The sequence below is a fragment of the Caballeronia sp. M1242 genome (assembly GCF_017220215.1).
In the GTDB taxonomy this organism is placed as follows: Bacteria; Pseudomonadota; Gammaproteobacteria; order Burkholderiales; family Burkholderiaceae; genus Caballeronia.
In genome coordinates this window covers 739,922-759,742 of sequence record NZ_CP071131.1, presented here as the reverse complement: position 1 = coordinate 759,742, position 19,821 = coordinate 739,922, and the positions used below count along the sequence as shown (strand labels likewise).

Below are 19,821 nucleotides of genomic sequence, written 5' to 3'. Positions count from 1 at the left end.
TTGGCCTTACTGCTTCACTTCTTCGGACCACAGACCGTACTGCTTGACCGCGTCCGAGTCGATGTTCGACTTGTCGATGAGCATGGTCGGCCACGCATAATTCGCGGGGACGTCCTTCTTCGCGTTGAAGTCCGCGATGAACTGCAACGACTTCGCCGCCATCTTGATGGGGTTCTGCGAGATGGTCGCGTCCTGCTTGCCCGCGCGAATCGCGGAGAGGGCCTGTGCGGTTCCGTCCGCGCCGATCACCATGATGTGCGCCTTGTCGTCGAGCGGCTTGTAGCGCCCCGCGTTGTCGATGGCTTTTTCCGCGCCCACGGTGTTGTCGTCGTTCGCGCCGAATACCGCGTCGATCTGCGGATACTTCTGCAAGATATTGGTCATCGCGTTGAGCGACTTTTCCTGATCGAATGCGCCTTCCTGGCGAGCCACGACCTTGATGTCCGGATACTTCGCGATCTCGTCGCTGAAGCCCTTCTCGCGATCGGTCGCCGCCGTGGTGCCGACGAGACCGATCAGGTCGACGACGTTGCCCTTCTCCGAGCCGTATCGCTTCTTGAGCTGCTCCGCGATCCACTTCGCCGCCGTCTGGCCGAGCGCGACGTTGTCCGACGCAACGAACGACGTCACCTTGCCGCCATCCGATCCGCGATCGAGCGTGAAGACGGGAATGTTCATCTGGTTCGCTTTCTCGACGGCCGGGATGATCGCCTTTGAATCGATCGGATTGAGCACGAGCGCCGTCACGCCCTGACTCAGCAGATTGAGCGCATCGTTCACTTGTTGCTGCGCATCGCCGTTCGCGTTGGTCTGCACGAGGTCGAAGTTCTGATCCTTCGCGCCGCGCTCGACGCCGGCCTTTAGGCCCACGAAGAACGCGTTGTTCAACGTCGCGATCGAGAATCCGATCTTGGGCTTCGCGCCGCTCGCGGCGGCCGCCGCCGGCGCGCTCGCCGCTGCGCTTGCCGGTGAGGTCGCCGGCGCGCTCGCGCTTTCGCTGGCGCTCTTGGCGGCACTGCCGCCCGACGATGTGTTTTCGCTCTTGTTGCATCCCGCGAGCGCGGCGGCGCAAAGCAGCAGCGCCCCGGTGGATTTGCCGAACGTTCCCCAACTATCGAATCGTGCAGAACTCCAGGCCATCACTGTCTCCTTTGTATGAGTTGTTCATTGCCGTTAGCTTCAGGTCGTGTCGCGGGGTTTCAATCGTCCTTGCTGCGCTTGCCGTACGTCTTGAATCGTTCCAGCACGTCGTCCATCTGCTCGTCGCTCAGGACAGGCGGCGTGCCGAGTTGCAACGCGAGCAGATATTGCCTCGCGAGCACTTCCACTTCATGCGCGAGCCAGACGGCGCGCGCGAGATCCGCGCCGAGCGCGACGACACCGTGATGCGCGAGCAGACACGCGCGTCTTCCTTCCAGCGCGGCGAGCGCGTGATCCGATAGCGCCTGCGTGCCGAAGAGCGCATACGGCGCGCAGCGTATCGACGCGCCGCCCGCAGCCGCCACCATGTAGTGCACGGCCGGGATATCGCGGCCGTGAATGGCGAGCGCCGTTGCTGCCGTCGAGTGCGTGTGCACGACTGCATGCATGTCCGGGCGCGCGCGCAGCAGGTCGCGGTGAATACGCCATTCCGACGACGGCCGTTCGACGCGAAAGACATCATCGTCGTCGCGCACGTGAAGCGGCAGATACACGATGCTCGCGGCGTCCAGCTCACGTGCCGGAATGCCGCTCGGCGTGATCAGCAAGCCGTCGCGCAGACGCGCGCTGATATTGCCCGACGTGCCCTGGTTGATGCCGAGGCGTTCCATCTCGAGCGCCGTTTCCACGATGCCCCGGCGCAGCGTGTCCTCATCCGTCGCGTTCATGCCGCGTTGCCTTCGGCGGCAAAGAGGTTTCTGAGCGAACGCTCGAACGGCGCCTCGACGATGCCCCGTTCCGTGATGAAGCCGGTGACGAGGGCGTGTGGCGTCACGTCGAATGCGGGATTGCGCGCCTTGATGTTCTCCGGCGCAATCCGTTGCCCGGCGAGATGCGTGACCTCGGTTCCCGAGCGCTCCTCGATCTCGATGCGCTCGCCCGTCGCCGTCGAGAAATCCAGCGTCGAAGAGGGACACGCGACATAGAACGGTATGCCGTAGTGGCGCGCGGCGATCGCGAGCCCCAGCGTGCCGATCTTGTTCGCGAAGTCGCCGTTCGCGGCCACGCGATCCGTCCCGACGATCACGAGATCCACGAGACCCTGCGACATGATGGAAGCCGCCGCGCCATCCATGATGAGCGTCACGTCGACGCCCGCCTGCTGCAACTCGAACGCCGTGAGACGGGCGCCTTGCAGCAGGGGCCGCGTTTCATCGGCAAAGACGTTGAATGCGACGCCCGCGCGATGCGCCGCGTAAATCGGCGCCGTCGCCGTTCCGAGACCGGTGGTCGCGAGCGCGCCTGCATTGCAGTGCGTGAGCACGCCGCTGCCCGGCCGGATGAGGGACATGCCATGCTGGCCGATGCCTTCGCATAGCGCGATGTCTTCCTCGTGGATGCGCTTCGCTTCGTCGACGAGCACGTCGTAGAGCGCCGCGCCATCCTGCGCGTCGCATTCGCGCGCGCGCCGCAACAAGCGCCTCAGGCTCCAGCTCAGATTCACCGCGGTGGGACGCGCGCTGTCGAGCCACGCGGCACGCCGTTCGAGTTCCGCTCGAAATCGCGCCACGGGCAACGCGCGCGCATCCTGCATTGCGACGCATAACCCATATGCCGCCGCGACGCCGATGGCAGGCGCCCCACGCACGCGCAGTTCGTGGATGGCCCGCCACACGGCGGCGGCATCGGCGACATGCTCCACCACGATCTCGTGCGGCAGCCGCGTCTGGTTCAGCAGCAGCAGTTTGCCGTCACGCCACTCGATGGTGGGCGCGAGCGCAGGAAACAAGGGCTGCGAATTCATTCATGCTCCAGTCAGCGTTGTTCGACGGCCTCGCGCTGCATGTCGCGCGCGAGCAGGGTGACATCTTCGATGCCGGTCAAAGCGGCGCGCTGCACGAGCAGCGCTTCGGCGCAGCGCAGGCAGCGCACTTCGATCTGCGCGCGGACATGGGCGTCGGGAATGCGCGTGATCTCCGCGACCTTCGCCATGCCGACGATGCGCCGGATCATCTTGCAGCCCGCGAAGCCCAGCGTGTCCGCCAGAAGCCGCCGCATGAAGTGCGTGCGGTATGCGTCGGCCGCGCGGCTATCCGCCGATCCGCCGATAAAGGGCCGGCCGCTTCGGCTTTCGTGATCGCGCCAGAGCGCGAGGAACTTCGCGCTGAAGCCGTTCCAGATCCGCGCCGTCTGATCGAGCAGCCATTCCTGATACGCGCCGGGTTCGCCGCCATCGACGCGGCCGTGATAATCGCGCGAGAAATACGCAAGCAGCAGGTTGGCGATCAGCGCGCCGATGTCGAAGCCCATCGGCCCGTAGAAGGCGAACTCCGGGTCGATGACATAGGTCTCGCGCTCGTTGACCATGATCGAGCCGGTGTGCAGGTCGCCGTGCAGCAGCGTTTCCGCATGATTCATGAAGGCCCATTTCATGTCGGCGGCGGCCAGGCGCAACGCATCGTCGGTGCGCAGGCGTTCGAGCGCGGACCTCGGCAAGGCCGCGCTGTAGACGTTCGACGGATGGTCTTCGAACGGAAACGTGAACACGAGGTCTTCAGTGATCTTGCACAACTCCGCGTTCACGGCGGCGCCCACGGCCTGCTTCTTGATGTCGGGCGCGAGATAGAGATCGGAGCCGAAGAAGAGCGTCTGCGCGAGATACGTCGACAGATGCTCGGCCATCAGCGGATACCGCACGCCGTCCATGAGCCCGTGCCGCAAGATGCGATGCGACGAGAGATGCTGCATGACCATCAGGAAGCGCTTGCTGTCGGCGTGAAAGACCTGCGGCACATGCTGCGGGCACAACGCGCCGAAGCGTCGCAACGCCGCGACTTCATGCTCCATGCGTTGGCAGGACAGCGGCCAGTTCTTGCCGACGAGCCGCAGGAACGGCGGCGCTTGCTTCACGACGACGCTGCGCTCGCGCGCCTTCGCGTTGGTCACGAAGTACACGAAGTTGAGATTGCCGTCCCCCACTTCGACGATCTCGAGATCGTCGGGATCGCCCAGCCGCGCGCGCACTTCGGGGATGCCGCCGAGGTAATCGGCAAGTGCGGCTGCGGTAAATGCTTCGAACTCCATCGGTGTCTCCTCCGATGTGTTGAGCGCGCAGGTCAGCGGAACGCTTCAGCGACGTTTGCGCACCAGGTCGAACTTGAAGATGCTCGTGTTGTAGTAGTCGTTGCTATAGCAAAGCGGCTCGCCGCTCTGATCGAAATCTACTTCGTCCAGCAGCAGAAACAGACCGAAGCCATCGCCCAGTTCGGGCAGATCGCGCGGCGTGAGGATGGTCGGCTGTATCGACGTATGCGTGTGGGACAAACGGCGCCCGGTACGCGCGAACATGCCGAACAGCGACTCACCCAGTTCCCCGTCCGCGGCATCGAACAGCGTCTTCGGGATGGTGTCGATGCAGTACGCGGCAATCGCGTCGTCCGCGCGGCGCACCCGCTCGATGCGCACGCATTCGTCGCCTGCCTCGATACCCAGCTTTTCCGCAAGACTGTCCGATGCCCCAATGATGTCTATGTGGATGCGGCTCGTCGACGGTACCGCGCCGACACTCTTGATCATGTCGGTCACGGACATCAGATCATCCAGCCCGCCTTGCAGCTTGAGCGAAATTTGTCTGATGAACGTTCCTCTGCCTTGCACGCGTTCGAGCAGTCCGTGCGAGATCATTTGCGCGACCGCTTCGCGCAGGCTCGAACGCCCCACGCCCAGCAGCTCGCATAGCTCGATTTCCGTCGGAATCTGGTCGCCGGGCTTGAGCTTGCGCTCGCGGATCATCGTGAGAAGCGACTCCTGTATCTTGTCGCTCATCGAACGTTCGACGCTTAAACGCATGGGGCTCCCGCAGGTGTCATGAAGTCAAATATACATCAGACGTCTGATGTTTTTGTCGGGATTTTCCCTTAGCCACATGCGTTCGTCTACCTGAGCGACATTCCGCGCCTGCAGCATTTTTCGTAACGCAATCCCGCCCGCGCTGGCGCATGCGCTCGTCGCATTGCAATAACGCGCATCGCTTCGCGAGGAAAAAAATGCGGTGCAACGCACGCGGCATGAGACACCCGGCGATGCTTGCGTGTGTAGAATGAGCCGTCCTGAAGTACGGCTCCGCATGCGCCTACGAACGAGCGCCCGGAAAGAGAGCCGATCGAAAGGCAACCCCAAGGAGACGGCAATGTGGTTTGTCGGCAAGAGCGAACTGCTTTCACTCATCCAGCGCAATTGCCTCGACGAGGTAATGCCCGCATTCAGCGATCACCGAACGCTCCGCAAGAACACCATCGTGTATCGCCCCGATGAGTCGAGCGAGCATGTCTATCTGCTCAAGAGCGGCAGCGTCCGGCTGTACCGGCTGACCGAAGACGGTCAGGAAATCACGCTGGCGTTCGTGAAGGCCGGCATGATCTTCGGCGACGGCGACGTGCTGAATCAGGCGAACTATTCGCATCACGCACAGACACTCGCGCCGAGCATGGTCTGCTTCATCCGCAAGCAGGATTTCAAGGACCTGCTCGCGCGCTACGACGTCATCAACCAGTTCGTGCTGCGCAATCACTATCTGCGCTGGCAGGAAGCGCAGCAGTTGATCGAGAACCTTTCGCTGCACGACGTGCGCAAGCGGCTCACCAACATCCTCGTGATGTTCTCGGGACAAGTGGGCATCGCGTGCGACTACGCCGATCAGGGCGATGCGATTCTCATCGACTTGCCGATCGCGCAGGACAAGCTCGCGGAATTCATCGGGACGTCGCGCGAATCGGTGAACCGGCATATCAGCGATCTCAAGGCCGAAGGTCTCGTCGACATGCGCGAACGCAAGATCGTGCTGACGCCCGCGTTCGTCTCGCGCTTCATCGGCAGAACGCACGCGCTCGCGACGGCTTAAGCGACATTCGCAAGCGCCCGCTTGACGGCGGCCACGCCGCTTTGCGGGCTCGAAAGCACCGGCACCGCCAGCGAGCCGAGCGCGGGCACGAGACGCGCCATCGACACCTGCGCCAGCACGATCACGTCGACGCGATCGGCCAGTTCGATGATCGCGCGTTTCACGATGTCGTCGTGCCGGCCCGCGTCCCCCGCGAGCAGCGCCTCGAATGCGCCTTGCGCGATGCATTCGGTCACGTCGACCTGCCGTCCGTGCTCGGCTGCCTTGCTGCGAATGAGACGGACGGTGGGCTCGAGCGTGGTCGACACCGTCGCGACGACGCCAACGCGCGCGCCGAGCGCGCTCGCTTCTTCGGCCATCGACTCGTCCACTTTGACAATGGGCGTGCGAATGAGGCCGCGAAGCAGATCCGTCGCTTCGCCGACCGATGAGCATGCGTTCAGAATGATGTCCGCGCCCATGCCCTGCGCGCTGGACATGTACGCATAGAGACGCGCGGTCACTTCGGGAGTCAGGCGTCCTGCTGCGCGCACATCGGTAAGCAGGCTGTCGTCCACGATATTGATGACGCGATCGCCCGGCAACTGCTCTGCGAATTGCGCCTTGAGCGGCTCGACGGTAACGGGTCCGGTATGCACTACGACGATCTTTGCCATGCTTCGCTCTAACGTTTGAATGAGTGAATGTCAGGCAGTGGCAAGCGCCATCACCTTCTCTTGAGTGGCTTCCTCGCGGCGCAATTCGCCGCTAATGCGCCCTTCGCGCACGGTCAGAATGCGATCGCTCACGGCGAGTACCTCCAGCAGGTCCGACGAGATCACGATCACGCCGATGCCCTGCGACGCGAGCCGCGCAATGAGCGCATGCACTTCCGCCTTCGCGCCAATATCGATGCCGCGCGTGGGCTCATCGACGATCAGCACCTTGGGCTGGCGCGCGACCCACTTCGCAATGACGATCTTCTGCTGATTGCCGCCGCTCAGGTTCACCACTTTCTGCTCGACGCCCGGCGTCTTGATGCCGAGCATGCGCACGTATTCCGCGCAACTGGACCGCTCGCGCGCGTGCTGAACAAACTGGAACGGCGAATAGCGCGAGAGATGCGTAAGGCTGAAGTTCTCGCGCACGCTCATGCCAAGCACGAGGCCTTGCGCCTTGCGGTCCTCGGTGACGAAGCCGATGCCCGCGCGGATCGCATCGTGAGGGTTGCGGATCGCGACCGGCTCGCCCTCCATCAGGATCGAGCCAGTCGACGGGCGCATGCCGAAGATCATCTCCATGATCTCGGTGCGTCCCGAGCCGACGAGCCCCGCGATGCCGAGCACTTCGCCGCGATGCAGCGTGAAACTGATATCGCGTATGCGCGCATCGGCGGACTTGCTTTGCCTGAGCGACAGATCGCGCACTTCGAGCACAGGATGGCCGGTCGCGTGCGATTGCGGCTCGCCATAAAGCTCGCTCAACTCGCGGTCGACCATCTGACGCACGAGCGTTTCACGGGTCACGCGGTCGATCGGCATGGTGCTGACCGTGCGGCCGTCGCGCAGCACGGTCACGCGATCCGCGAGTTCGAAAACCTCTTCGAGCCGATGCGATATGTAGACGACGGCAATGCCCCGCTCGCGCAAGCGCTTGACGAGTCCCAGCAGCACGCTTGTTTCGTGATGACTGAGCGACGCCGTCGGCTCGTCCATGACGATGACCTTCGACTGCGCGGACAGCGCCTTCGCGATCTCAATCATCTGCCGCTGCCCGACGCTCAGTTCGCTCACGCGCGTCGCCGGATCGACGTCCATGTCGATCATCTGCAGCACCTCGCGCGCTTCGCGATGCATGCGCGCGCGATCGATGAGGCCGAAGCGCGTAAGCGGCTCCTTCGCCAGAAAGATGTTCTCGCCGACCGTCAGATTCTCGACGACCGCCAGTTCCTGATAGATGATATTGACGCCGAGCGCGCGCGCATGATTGCTGTCCGCGATCGTCACTTCGCGACCTTCGACGAGAATGACGCCGCCGGGATCGGGCGCATACACGCCTGTGAGCACCTTCATGAGCGTGCTCTTGCCTGCGCCGTTTTCGCCGGCGAGCGCGAGCACTTCGCCCCTGTAGATTGCCAGATCGACGTGGTCGAGCGCCTTCACGCCGGGAAACGTTCTGGAGATGCCGCGCATCTCCAGAAAGGGCTTCGTACGGTCGCCGGCGGGTGTCATTTGGTGTAGCTGCCGATGTTGTCCTTCGTCACCACCGTGACGCCCGTGTCGATGTCCTTCTCCTGCGTTTCCTTGCCCTGTATCTGCGCGACCAGATGCTGAACCGCGAGGGAGCCCATCGTCACCGGACGCTGCACCATGATGCCCTGAATATAGCCATCTCTCAGGCCCTTGAGCGTATCCGGGAGATCGTCGAAGGCGAGCACTTCGAGCTTGCCTTTCATCGCGCCGAATTCCTTCGTATTGAGCACCTTCGCCACCGCCGGGCCGCCGACCTGACTCACGCCGAAGATACCGTTCAGGTTCGGATGCGCGCGCAGCGTCGTCTCGACAACGGACACGCCACGCGCGAGGTCGTCGTCCGTGCCCTGCGTCTCGACGATCTTGATACCGGGGTACTTCGCGAGGCCCTTCTTGATGCCGGCGATGCGCTCGTTGAGATTCACCGCGCCGAGCTGCCCCGTCACGATCGCGACCTCGCCCTTGCCGTTCAGCGCACGGCCCATCGTGTCGGCCATCGTCTCGCCTGCCTGCACGTTGTTCGTGCCGATGTACATCGAGCGGCCGCTCTTCGGCGAATCCGAATCATAGGTCAGGACCTTAACGCCGCTTTGCGCGGCCCGCTTGATGACGCCTTCGACCGATTTGGGCTCGTTCACGGAAATGGCGATGCCATCCACGTGACGCGAGATGAGGTCTTCGATGATCTGCACTTGCGTCGAGCCCTGCGTGTTCTGCGGCACGACCCATTGATATTTGACGCCGGCCTTGTCCGCGGCGGACTGAGCGCCCTTGTTGCAGTCGTCGAAGAACGGCACCGCGACCTTGGGAATCACGGCGACCGATATGTCCTTTCCCTCCTTTGCGTGCGCAGCGCTGCCGAGCGTGGCGCAAAGCGCGAGCGTCAAGCCCGCGATGATTCTTGGCGTGGTCTTCATGCTTCGTCTCCCGTTATGGTTTCTGTCGATCAGGCTCGAATCAGGGCCCTTTGCGGCGCACGCGCCATATGTCGATGCTCACCGCAATCAGGATCACGCAGCCAGTAATGGCCTGCTGCGCATAGGTATCGATGTTGAGAAGCACCACGCCGTTCGTGATGATGCCGGCGAGCGCCGCGCCGATGATCGCGCCTTCGACGCTGCCCGCGCCGCCCGAAAGGCTCGCGCCGCCGATGGCCGCCGCCGCGATCACGTCCAGTTCCGCGCCGAATCCCGAGGCCGGTTCCGCCGACACGAAGCGCGAGAACGCGATGACGCCCGCCATCGACGCGATCAGTCCGGACAGCACGTACACCGCGAATTTCACGCGGGCGGTGCGCACGCCGGACAATCTCGCGGCCACTTCGTTGCCGCCCGTCGCGTAGACGTGACGGCCGAAGCGCGTCTGACGCATGACGACGGAGAACACGCCGGTCATCGCGAGCAGGATGACGACCGGAAACGGCACGAAGCCGATATACCCCTGCCCGATGAACGTGAACGCATCCGGCACGTCTGGCGTGACCGGCACGCCCTTGGTGATGATGTACATGAGCCCTCGCCCGATCGACAAGGTGCCGAGCGTCGCGATGAAGGGCGGCAACTGTATCCACGTGATCATCAGGCCGTTGAAGCCGCCGACGATCACGCCGACCGCGAGCCCCGACAGAACCGCGGCGAATGCCGTCATGCCGTGCTGAAAGGCGAGCGCCGTCACGAGCGACGACAGCCCCATGACCGAGCCGACCGAGAGATCGATGCCGCCCGTGATGATGACGAGCATCATGCCGATGGACATGAGCGCCACGAGCGAGAATGAGCGGAACACGCCCATCAGGTTATTGGTGGTGAGAAAGTACGGCGAGAACGCGCTGATCAGCAGTCCGACCAGCAACACCACGGAGAGTACGTTCAGCTCGCGGATGCGCATACAGGCACGCAGCAGTGCCACCCCGCGTGATGACTGCGGCTGCGGCTTATCCGATGCTTTGTTCGACGATAGTGCGCTCACCGATCGCTCCTCCGTTCAGGCTGAGGCCGATCATAGGCGCGATGGAAACGGCAAATCTGTGACGCGCGTCATAGTCGGGCATCGGGGATGACCCGTAGAACAACTCGCGCGCCGCTATGACGCGCGTCACAGAAATGGAACGCCAATAACGGCTACGATGCGCGCACACACTTATCGAATTCAAAGGAGCGCAGCATGACGAAGCGAGTGATTGTGACCGGCGGTAGCGGCCTGGCCGGCAAGTGGGTGGTGGAGGATCTGGTCGCGCACGGTTACGAGGTGCTGAACGTGGACCGCGTGCCTATGGCGAAGGGCACCGCTCGCACGCTCATTACCGACATCACCGACGCGGGACAGGTCTTCAACGCGCTCGCATCCACGACGACGCCGAAGGAATTCGACGACGACATCGAGCCGAAGCCGATCGACGCCATCGTGCATTTCGCGGCGATTCCGCGCATTCTGGTCACGACCGACAATGAGGTCTTTCGCATCAACGTCATGGGCACCTACAACGTGCTCGATGCGGCATCGAAACTCGGCATCAAGAAGGTGATCGTCGCATCGAGCGAGACGACATACGGCGTGGTGTTCGCGCACCGGCATCGCGACCCCGTGTACTTCCCGCTGGACGAAGAGTATCCCGTGGATCCGATGGACAGCTATGCCACGTCGAAGGTCATTAACGAAGTCACGGCGAAAGCGTTTCACGCCCGCACGGGCGCGGATATCTACTGCTTTCGGATCGGCAACGTGCTCGATCCCGCCGATTACCAGAAATTCCCGGCGTGGCTGGAGAATCCCGCGTTGAGAAAGCGCATTGCATGGAGCTACATCGACGGACGCGACCTCGCGACGGCCGCGCGCCTCGGTATCGAGAAGGACGGTCTGGGATTCCAGGTCATGAACGTCGCCGCCGACGACGTCTCGTCCGATCTGCCCACCGCTGAATTGCTGAAGCGCTTCTATCCGAACGTGCCGGTGAAGAAGCAGTTGGCGGAATCCGAAACCCTGCTCAGCAACGAGAAGCTCAAGCGCTTGCTCGGCTGGCAACAGGCTTACAAGTGGCGCGAGCAGGTGGCGAAGTAAGGCGCAAGCGGCGGAGCGGAGCGCGGGTCATCGCGTTGCGCTCCGCCGCATAGCAGCATTCATCCAGCGAAACGCGGCTCGGGAAGCCCTCGCACGCCGAGTCCTGTCACCGCGAACAATCCGCCTTTGTCCTGCTCTTTCTGCGGAATGCCCCACATGGGCCGGCCCATGGTCGATACGTACAGGGTGTCGAGATTCGCGCCGCCGAACATCACGCTCGTCAGATTGCGCACCGGAAACGGCACGACGCGATCGAGCTTTCCATCCGGCGAGAAGCGCAGGATGCGCCCACCGAACACCAGCGCCGACCAGATATAACCCTCCTCGTCGACAGTCGCGCCATCGAAGGTGCCCGCCATGTTCCGGGCCGATGCAAAAAGCCGCTTGTTCGAAATGCCGCCCGTTTCGATGTCGTAGTCGTAGGCGTACATCTCCTTGCTGTAAGTGTCCGTGAAATAGAACGTGCGATTATCCGGACTCCAGCACGGACCGTTCGAACAGGTGATGCCACTGTCGAGCCGCGTCACGCGGCCATCGGTGTCAAGCCGGTACAACGCGCCGCTGCGCGTCGAACGCTGGCCGCGATCCGCGAAATAGCGGTCGAAGTCGTAAGCCATCGTGCCCGCGATAAAGCGGCCGCGCCGATCCACCTTGCCGTCGTTGAAGCGCGTCTCGGGATCGTCGGATTCGGGATCGGCGATGAACTCGACGGTCTGCGACTCGAAGTCGTAGAAATGCAGACCGTTGGCGAGCGCCACGACTGCGCCACCCTTCTCGCGCAACGCCATCGAGCCGATATGATGCGGCACGAAGTAACGCGTGACCTCGCTTCCATCCGCACGGCAACTGTAGATTTCGGCTGCCGTGCTGTCGATCCAGTAGAGCCGATCTTCGCGCACGTCCCAGAGCGGTCCTTCGCCCAGGTGATTATTGGCATCGACCAGCAAGCGTACTTCGGGCATCGTCGTCTCCTTGATGGGTTCGTTCTGTCAGTCGTTCTTGTTCTTCTCGGCGCGCCGGTGCGCGAGCAGCGCCATCAGACGGCGATCGCGCCACCGGCTGCGCGCCTCGATCTGGTCGGCCGGGAGTTGTTCGCGGCGCTGCGCGTGCAGGCTCGCGATGGCTTCTTCGGACCACGAGAACGGCACGCGGGTATCCGCGATGCTGCGATAGGTGCCGCCGTAACGCGACGCGTAATCCGCCACGCCGCCGGGCGCGTTCAGGTCGATCGTTTCGAACGGGCCCATGAACGACCACCGCATGGCGAGCCCATCGCGCATAACCGTGTCGAGATCGGCAGCGCTCGCGTAGCCTTGCTCGTAGAGGCTCAACGCCTCGTCCAGTACCGCTCCTTGAATGCGGTTCAGCAGGAAGCCCGAGATTTCGCGGTTCACCGTGACGGGGCTCTGTCCTGCTTCCTCGTAGATCGCGCGCGCGCGTTGCAGCGTCTCTTGCGACGTCCACGGCGTGCCGCAAAGTTCGACGAGCGGCACGAGCGACGGCGGATTGACAGGATGCGCGACGAGGCACCGCGCGCGACCCTCCAGCCCTTCCGTGAACGTCGACGCGGGCAGCCCCGATGTGGAACTGGCGAGCAGCGCTTCGGGCTTCGTGAGGCGGTCGAGTTCGGCGAACATGGCGCGCTTCACATCGACGACCTCAGCGATGTTCTCCTGCACCAGATCCGCGTTGGCCACCGCTTCGGCAAGCGTATCGCACGCCTCGATGCGCCCGACGATACGGTCCACGCTCTCGTCGATCAGGCCGAAGGAAGCGAGATCCTCGACGCTTTCGCGAATGGCGGGGATCGCGCCCGACAGCATGTCTCGCGAGGCATCGTGGATTTTCACGGTAAAGCCGCTGCGGGCGAACACGATCGCCCATGCGCGGCCGATCCGCCCCGAACCGATCACCGCTATCTCTCTCATGCTCATATGTTTCGTTCTCCTTATGTCAGGCGCGTTTGTCGCGCAGCGTGATGACGGCAGCCAGCACGACCACTCCGTTGATGATGTCGCGCACCGCAGGCGGAACCGTCGTGCCGGCGAGCAGCGTGCCCAGCGCCGTCAGCAGCAGCGCGCCGCCGAACACGCCGAGATAATGGCCGCGTCCGCCGGTGATGAGCGCGCCGCCCACCACGACGACCGCGATGGACGGCAGTAGGTAAGGATCGCCCATGCCGAGGAATGCCTGCGAACTGAAGCCCGCGAGCAGCAGCCCGACGAGCGCCGCGCACACGGCCGAGACGCAGTACACGGCAATCAGGACCGCGCCCACGCGCACGCCCGAGAGCTTCGCCGCGATTTGCGAGTTGCCGACTGCATAGATGCGGCGTCCGAACGGCGTGCGATGCAAAAGCAATAGCGCGAACGCGAGAAACACCGGCACGCTCCACGCGGCGAGCGACAGCGGCCCGAGCCGGCCATTGGTGAAGTCGCTGACCGCCGACGGCGCCCAGCCTTGCGGCGAGCCGTTGCAGTAGATGAGCGTCAGGCCTTGCAGCAGTCCGTTGGCCGCGAGCGTGACCACGATAGGCGGCAGCCCGAGCATGACGACGCCGATGCCGTTGAAAAGCCCCACGAGCACGCCTACGCCCAGCACGACCGGCACGGCCCACGCGGCCGCGCCATTGACGCCGTGCGTGAGGCCCGTCAGCAGCACGCCGGAGAGCGTGATGAGCCACGGCATCGACAGATCGAGGCCGCCGGTCAGGATGACCGCGCCCTGACCGAGCCCGAGGATCGCGAGGAACAGCGTGAGCGTGAGCAGGCTGCTGTAGAAGTTCGCGCTGAAGAGCACGCCCGGCCCGTACACGACGCCCGTGACCGCGACGACGCCGATGAAAAGCAGATAGGCGGGCAGCACATACTTCGCCCATTCGCGATTGCGCTCGATCCAGTCGCCGATCGCGCGGCCCTTGAGCTCCGTGTTCTCGATCGGGCGGAAGTCGTTCACCTGGAACGACACGCGCCGCGCCCGCCCGTCGCTCGTGACGCGCGTGCCTGTTCGCACCGCCTTCAGCCACTGCGCCGCGTGACGCATGGACTCACGCGCCGCCGATTCCTTGCCGATCGACGCACCGAGCACCGCGAGAATCAGGATGACCGCCTCGGCGATCGTCGTGAAGAACGCCGATACGTTCAGCACCAGCAGGATATTCACGGTGATCATCAGCGTCATCGCGGCGAACACGGTGCCGACGCAGCCGCCGCGCCCGCCGCCGAGCAAGGTGCCGCCGAGCACGACGGCAGTGAACATCGACAGCAGCAGCGGACGGCCCACGAGCGGATCGGCGGAACCGGTCTGCGCCGACACGTACAGCCCCGCCGCCGCGTAGAACATGCCGGCGAGCGCATACGTCGCCATGCGATAGCGTGTCACCGGCATGCCGTTGGCGAACGCGCCGTCGGGATCGCTGCCGAGCGCGTACAGGCCCACGCCGAAGCGCGTGCGCTTCACGAATGCCCAGATCAACAACGCGACGATCAGGACGCCCGCCGACATCGGCAATTTCTCGGGAATCAGATCGGACGTGAGGAATGCGCCGAACTGCTCGCCGACACTGCCGCCCGGCTTGTTTTGAATCAGGAGCGTCATGCCCTGCACCATGAACATCGTCGCGAGCGTGACGACGATGGATTGCAGGCGGAACCAGGCGATCAGCGCGCCGTTGACGAGCCCGATGCCGCCGCCGATCGCGATGATGAGCGCCGCGCCCATCCATTGTTCGAGCGGCGTGCCCTGTACGAATCGCACTGCAAGCACATTCGCGAGCGAGACGACCGCGGAGGCCGACAAGTCGAAGCCTCCGGTCAGCACGACGATGGTCTGTCCGATGGCCGCGAGCGCGAGCGTCGTCGCGCTGGAAATGACCGAGCCGAGGTCGTACATGCCCACCGGCGTCGCGGACAGCGCAACCCAAGCGGCCAGCATGGCGCACAAAGCGCCGACCGCAATGATCAGCCCGCGATGATGGTCCAGACGCGCGCCCCATCCCGTTCCCGTGCCCGGCTTGACGGTCTCGCTGTCGGGCGACGCAATGGCTACCTTCATGGAAGCACCTCTCAAGTCGAAAGCATCTTGCGCATCACGTTTTCTTCCGTGAGCGCGTCGCCGGAAAGCTCGCCGACATTGCGGCCGCGATACATCACTGACACGCGGTCGCAGACGTTGACGAGCTCAGGGACATCGGTGGAATAGAACAGCACGGAACCGCCCGCCGCCGCGAAAGCGCGCATCAGCACGAAGATCTGATGCTTGGTGCCGACGTCGATGCCGCGCGTCGGATCGAACATCAGCCACACGCGGCTTTGCGTGAGCAGCCATTTCGCCATCGCGATCTTCTGCTGGTTGCCGCCCGAGAACGACAGACACGGCTTATAGAGCGCGCGCGGATTGACTTCCATCTGCGCGAGCGACGTGCGGATGGCGGCCTGCTCGCGCTTGCGGTCGATGAGGCCGAAGCGCGCATAACGCCCGATGACCGGCAGGGACACGTTGTCGCCGCCCGCCAGCCGAAGGAACAAGCCTTCGGTCTTGCGATCCTCCGGCAGAAAGCTCGTCGAAACGCCCGCCTTGAGCGAATCGGCGGTGGAGGTGAGCGTGACCGGCTTGCCGTCGATGAGGATTTGCCCGTCGTCGACATACGTCGCGCCGAACAGCGCTTCGAACAGCTCGCGCTGCCCCATTCCCTGCAACGCGGCAATGCCGTGCACCTCGCCAGGCTTGAGCACGAGATCGAAGTCGGTCACCACGCCGTCGACGCGCACGCCGCGCGCCTCCATCGCAGGCGGCTTCGGCGCCGCTTCGCGCAGCGCGGGCGGCTCGATCTTCGGCGGATACTTCGCTTCCAGCGACCTGCCGATGACGAGCTTGATTACTTCGTCATCCGTAATATCCGCCGCATCGAACTCGCCGACGTCGCGACCGTTCCGATACACGGTAAGGCTGTCGCAGAACTCGCGCACTTCCTGCATGCGATGCGAGATGAACACGAAGGTCACGCCCTTCGCCTTCAGTTCATCGATGCGGCGCGACAACCACGCGACGTCCCGCCCGGAAAGCGCGGACGTGGGCTCGTCGAGCAGCAGCACTTGCGGTCCGCGCACGATCGCCTTCGCGATCTCGATCTTCTGTCGCACCGGCAAGGACAGGTCGCGGATATACGCGCCGGGACGCACGTCGGAGAGTTCGAGCTTTTCCAGCCACTCCGACGCCTGCCGCTGCGCTTCGCGCTTCTTGATGCGCCCGAAGAGTCCCGTCGGCTCGTACGACATCAGAAGATTTTGCGCGACCGTGAGATCGCGCACCAGCGTCATTTCCTGAAACGCGGTCTGCACGCCCGCCCGATGTGCGTCCTTCGGTCCGCGCATGGCCACCTCCGCGCCCATCACGCGGATGTTGCCTTCGTCCGGCTGCATCAACCCGGACAGCAGCTTGACCGTGGTGGATTTGCCGGCGCCGTTTTCGCCGAGCAGCGCGTGCACCGCGCCGCGCTTCACGCGGAACGACGCACCGTCGAGTGCGACCGTCGCGCCGAAACGCTTCGTCACGTTCGATAGATCGATCGCCAGAGATGCGTCGTTCATGATGAGCGCCTTTAGTCCTGGTTGCCCGTGAGCGCCGCGTTGAAGCCGACTTCCTTCGTGTCCTCGGAGTAGATGTCCGCGAACCAGCCCGGCGGCACCTTGTCCGGGCTGAAGGCCGTGCAGCCCGCCTTCAGTTCGTCGATGCTGCCGGTCTTGCACAGCTTCGACTGGCCGTTCTCCACGAGCGGCAGCTTGAGCGTGATGTGCTGCGGGAAGTCCTTGCCGTCGAGCTTCGCGACAGCCATCTTGAGCGCCATCGCGCCGGAGTACGGCGGCGCGCCGTACGAGATCGAACGGTAGCCGATGGAGCGATACGCGCCCTGTCCCTTGACCTCGCCGGGCGGAAGCATCTGCACGCGATGCCCGTTCGACGATTCCCCCGCGCACGGCTTGATCTTGTCGTCCGCGATGCCGGCGTCGAGTTGCATCGACGCCGCCGTGAAGCAGCCGACCTGCATCCACAAGCCGTCAATCTTGTCCCAGCTATTGGTGGCGAGAATCTTCGAGAGTTCGGTCTTGGCCGTCGCCTGACTCCACATGCCGGTGCCTTCCGCGACGATCTTGATGCCCGGATACTTCGCGAACACGGCTTTCGCGGCTTCGGTGCGCGCGCGGTCCACCGAGGTGCCCGGCACGCCGTTGATCATCACGATGTTGCCCTTGCCGTTGATCGTCTTCGCGAGCCATTCCGCGGTCACGGTGCCGGCCTGATGCTGGTCGATGTTCACGTTGTGCGCGCACGGCTCGGTCACTTCGGCGTCATACGCCGCGACGACCACGCCTTTCGAACAGGCATTCTTGATCGCGCGATTCAGCGCAGTGGGCGAGATCGGATAGATGATGATGGCCTTCGCGCCCGCCTGCACCATCGAGTTGATCTGCTGAATCTGCTTCTGCGCATCGGTGCCCGCGACCTGCACTTCGAGATCGACCTTGTCCTTCAACGCCGGCGTGTTCGCCATGGCCTTGACCATGTTCGCGGCTTCCGTCTGCCAGTCGTTGCCGACATAGCTCATCGACAGAAACACCTTGTATTTGCCCGCTGCGTGCGCGCTTCCCGACATCGCAAGCGCCGTCGCCATCGCGAGGCCGAGCGCTGCCCGGCCCGCATGACGGATCGTATTCGTCCATGCTTTCATGTCTTCCTCCGCTGGTTGTCTTCTTGACTGCTTTCGGACTTACGCCTCTTTCACTACATGCGGCAAGCGCGCGCTCGCCGGCAATGCGATGCCCGCGCTTCCCGGCACGACGTTAGGATCGTGTCCGGGAATCACGAAGTCGGCGATCTGGCGTATGCGTGAGAGCGAGCCCATCTCGGCAAGCGTCTCGTGCACGATGCCGACCGGCACCAGATCGACGATGTTTTCCATGCAGTTCGCGCAATCTCCCGCGATCAGCACCACGCCTTCTTCCGTATCCACGGCGACGGACTGATGGCCCGGCGTATGACCCGGCGTCGGCACGACACGCACGCCCGGCACGATATCGGCGACGCCGTGCACGAACTGCCAGCGGAAGTACGCGAGCGGCTCGCGGCCGATCAGAAACTCCTGGTAATACGTGGCCTGCGTCGGCAGCGGGCGACCCGCGTATTCCCATTCCTGCGCCTGCACGATGAATCGTGCGTTCTTGAACAGCGTATTGCCGCCCGAGTGGTCGTAGTGCAGGTGCGTGTTGATGACGATATCGACCTCGTCCGCGCTCCAGCCTACGTATTCCTTCAGCGCGCGTTCCAGCCTTTCTTCCGGCGCCTGATCGCAAGGGCAGACGAAGCTCGACACCCAGCCCGGATCGTGTATGCCGGTATCGACCACGATCTTCTTGCCCGCGCCGACGATGGCCGTGGACCACACCGGCACCTTGATCTGCTGGCCGAAGTAACGGCCATAGACTTGCGATGACCGATCGACGGTGAGCCATCCCGTCGGCATCGCGACGACTTTCAGCTTCGCGCTCACTGTGCGCTCCCGGTCAGAAGTTGGTGTTGTCGGCGCCCTTCAGTTGCAGCATCTGGCGCGCTTCAGCGGGCGTCGCGATATCGAGCGACAGTCCTTCGATCACCTGTTTGATCTTGCGCACCTGCGCCGCGCTCGAATCGGCGAGCTTGCCGGGCTCGATCCACAGCGAGTCTTCCAGTCCGACGCGCACGTTGGACCCTTGCGCGACGCCGATAGACCCGAGCGCGATCTGGTTGCGGCCCGCGCCGAGAATCGACCAGACGTAATCGCTGCCGAAGAGACGATCGGCGGTTCGCTTCATGTGCGCGAGGTCTTCCGGATGCGCGCCGATGCCGCCCAGAAGCCCGAACACGCTCTGTACGAAGAACGGCGGCTTCGCCAGCCCGCGATCCACGAAATGCGCGAGGTTGTACAAGTGCGAGATGTCGTAGCACTCAAACTCGAAGCGCGTGCCGTTCGCGCCACACGAAGTCAGGATGTATTCGATATCCGCGAACGTATTCTTGAACACGAGATCGCGGCTGTTCTCGAGATGCTTGCGCTCCCAGTCGTGCTTGAGTTCCTTGAAGCGATCGAGCATCGGATAGAGGCCGAAGTTCATCGAGCCCATGTTCAGCGACGCCACCTCCGGCTGGAAGTGATGAGCGGGCTTCAGGCGCTCGGCCACCGTCATGTGCGGGCTGCCACCGGTTGTCAGGTTGATCACGGCATCGGTTTCCGCCTTGATGCGCGGCAGGAATTCCTGGAACACGGCGGGGTCCTGCGTCGGACGGCCATCGTTCGGATCGCGAGCGTGAAGGTGAATGATCGCCGCGCCTTCCTTGGCGGCGGCGAGCGCGGCATCGCCGATCTCTTGCGGCGTGACCGGCAGATACGGCGACATCGACGGCGTATGAATGGCGCCGGTCGGCGCGCAGGTGATGATGACCTTGCGTTTCGTTGCCATG

18 protein-coding genes are annotated in these 19,821 nt (G+C 63.7%); 2 read left to right on the top strand and 16 right to left on the bottom strand.

Features of this window, described 5'->3' with window-relative positions:
- Positions 1-6 precede the first annotated feature (6 nt).
- The 5 genes from JYK05_RS22965 to JYK05_RS22945 are packed head-to-tail and all read right to left on the bottom strand — an operon-like array spanning position 7 to position 4,965.
- A complete protein-coding gene (locus tag JYK05_RS22965) occupies positions 7-1,140 on the bottom strand; it encodes a sugar ABC transporter substrate-binding protein (protein ID WP_206470007.1) in 1,134 nt (377 codons plus the stop codon).
- A gap of 59 nt (positions 1,141-1,199) precedes the next feature.
- Positions 1,200-1,868 carry a class II aldolase/adducin family protein gene (locus JYK05_RS22960; RefSeq protein WP_206470006.1) on the bottom strand — a complete coding sequence of 223 codons (669 nt, stop codon included), beginning with the start codon at positions 1,866-1,868 and terminating at the stop codon, positions 1,200-1,202.
- Positions 1,865-2,944 carry an S-methyl-5-thioribose-1-phosphate isomerase gene (mtnA, locus tag JYK05_RS22955; protein WP_206470005.1) on the bottom strand — a complete coding sequence of 360 codons (1,080 nt, stop codon included), beginning with the start codon at positions 2,942-2,944 and terminating at the stop codon, positions 1,865-1,867. The genes JYK05_RS22960 and mtnA overlap by 4 nt, the downstream gene beginning before the upstream one ends.
- A gap of 11 nt (positions 2,945-2,955) precedes the next feature.
- Positions 2,956-4,224: an S-methyl-5-thioribose kinase gene (mtnK, locus tag JYK05_RS22950; RefSeq protein WP_206470004.1), complete on the bottom strand. Its 1,269-nt coding sequence runs from the start codon at positions 4,222-4,224 to the stop codon at positions 2,956-2,958.
- Between the two features lie 45 nt (positions 4,225-4,269).
- Positions 4,270-4,965 carry a GntR family transcriptional regulator gene (locus JYK05_RS22945; protein WP_241270047.1) on the bottom strand — a complete coding sequence of 232 codons (696 nt, stop codon included), beginning with the start codon at positions 4,963-4,965 and terminating at the stop codon, positions 4,270-4,272.
- 364 nt (positions 4,966-5,329) lie between these two features.
- Between JYK05_RS22945 and JYK05_RS22940 the strand changes: the two genes are divergently transcribed.
- Entirely contained in the window at positions 5,330-6,040 is a 711-nt protein-coding gene (locus JYK05_RS22940; RefSeq protein WP_206470001.1) for a Crp/Fnr family transcriptional regulator, read from the top strand.
- On the opposite strand, the gene JYK05_RS22935 is transcribed toward JYK05_RS22940, so the two are convergent.
- The 4 genes from JYK05_RS22935 to JYK05_RS22920 are packed head-to-tail and all read right to left on the bottom strand — an operon-like array spanning position 6,037 to position 10,158.
- On the bottom strand, positions 6,037-6,696 hold the full coding sequence (locus tag JYK05_RS22935; RefSeq protein WP_206469999.1) for an aspartate/glutamate racemase family protein: 660 nt from the start codon (positions 6,694-6,696) through the stop codon (positions 6,037-6,039). The genes JYK05_RS22940 and JYK05_RS22935 overlap by 4 nt on opposite strands.
- Positions 6,697-6,726: 30 nt before the next feature.
- A complete protein-coding gene (locus tag JYK05_RS22930) occupies positions 6,727-8,250 on the bottom strand; it encodes a sugar ABC transporter ATP-binding protein (protein WP_206469997.1) in 1,524 nt (507 codons plus the stop codon).
- On the bottom strand, positions 8,247-9,188 hold the full coding sequence (locus JYK05_RS22925) for a sugar-binding protein (RefSeq protein ID WP_175942662.1): 942 nt from the start codon (positions 9,186-9,188) through the stop codon (positions 8,247-8,249). Before JYK05_RS22925 ends, JYK05_RS22930 begins: the two co-directional genes overlap by 4 nt.
- 40 nt (positions 9,189-9,228) lie before the next feature.
- Positions 9,229-10,158, bottom strand: coding sequence for an ABC transporter permease (locus JYK05_RS22920; RefSeq protein ID WP_241270089.1), 930 nt, complete (start codon positions 10,156-10,158; stop codon positions 9,229-9,231).
- A gap of 276 nt (positions 10,159-10,434) precedes the next feature.
- Here JYK05_RS22920 and JYK05_RS22915 point away from each other — a divergent pair, with 276 nt between their 5' ends.
- Complete coding sequence (locus tag JYK05_RS22915) at positions 10,435-11,328, top strand: NAD(P)-dependent oxidoreductase (protein WP_206469995.1); 894 nt, start codon at positions 10,435-10,437, stop codon at positions 11,326-11,328.
- A 59-nt stretch (positions 11,329-11,387) separates the two neighbouring features.
- Here the strand turns inward: JYK05_RS22915 and JYK05_RS22910 are convergent, their stop codons facing one another.
- From JYK05_RS22910 to JYK05_RS22880, 7 genes are read right to left on the bottom strand one after another with little or no spacing between them, the layout of a single operon-like run.
- A complete protein-coding gene (locus JYK05_RS22910) occupies positions 11,388-12,290 on the bottom strand; it encodes an SMP-30/gluconolactonase/LRE family protein (protein ID WP_175942659.1) in 903 nt (300 codons plus the stop codon).
- Positions 12,291-12,317: 27 nt separating this feature from the next.
- The gene (locus JYK05_RS22905) at positions 12,318-13,262 is read right to left on the bottom strand and encodes a 3-hydroxyacyl-CoA dehydrogenase (RefSeq protein WP_206469993.1); all 945 of its coding nucleotides are present in this window, start codon (positions 13,260-13,262) and stop codon (positions 12,318-12,320) included.
- Positions 13,263-13,281: 19 nt separating this feature from the next.
- Positions 13,282-15,381: an ABC transporter permease gene (locus JYK05_RS22900; RefSeq protein ID WP_206469991.1), complete on the bottom strand. Its 2,100-nt coding sequence runs from the start codon at positions 15,379-15,381 to the stop codon at positions 13,282-13,284.
- Between the two features lie 11 nt (positions 15,382-15,392).
- Positions 15,393-16,916, bottom strand: a complete 1,524-nt coding sequence (locus JYK05_RS22895) for a sugar ABC transporter ATP-binding protein (protein ID WP_206469989.1) — start codon at positions 16,914-16,916, stop codon at positions 15,393-15,395.
- A gap of 11 nt (positions 16,917-16,927) precedes the next feature.
- Positions 16,928-18,055, bottom strand: coding sequence for a sugar ABC transporter substrate-binding protein (locus JYK05_RS22890; protein WP_175942651.1), 1,128 nt, complete (start codon positions 18,053-18,055; stop codon positions 16,928-16,930).
- Positions 18,056-18,094: 39 nt separating this feature from the next.
- Positions 18,095-18,874 (bottom strand): N-acyl homoserine lactonase family protein, encoded by a 780-nt coding sequence (locus JYK05_RS22885; RefSeq protein ID WP_175942649.1) that lies wholly within the window; start codon positions 18,872-18,874, stop codon positions 18,095-18,097.
- Between the two features lie 13 nt (positions 18,875-18,887).
- Positions 18,888-19,820: a 3-keto-5-aminohexanoate cleavage protein gene (locus JYK05_RS22880; protein ID WP_175942647.1), complete on the bottom strand. Its 933-nt coding sequence runs from the start codon at positions 19,818-19,820 to the stop codon at positions 18,888-18,890.
- Between the last annotated feature and the right edge of the window lies 1 nt (position 19,821).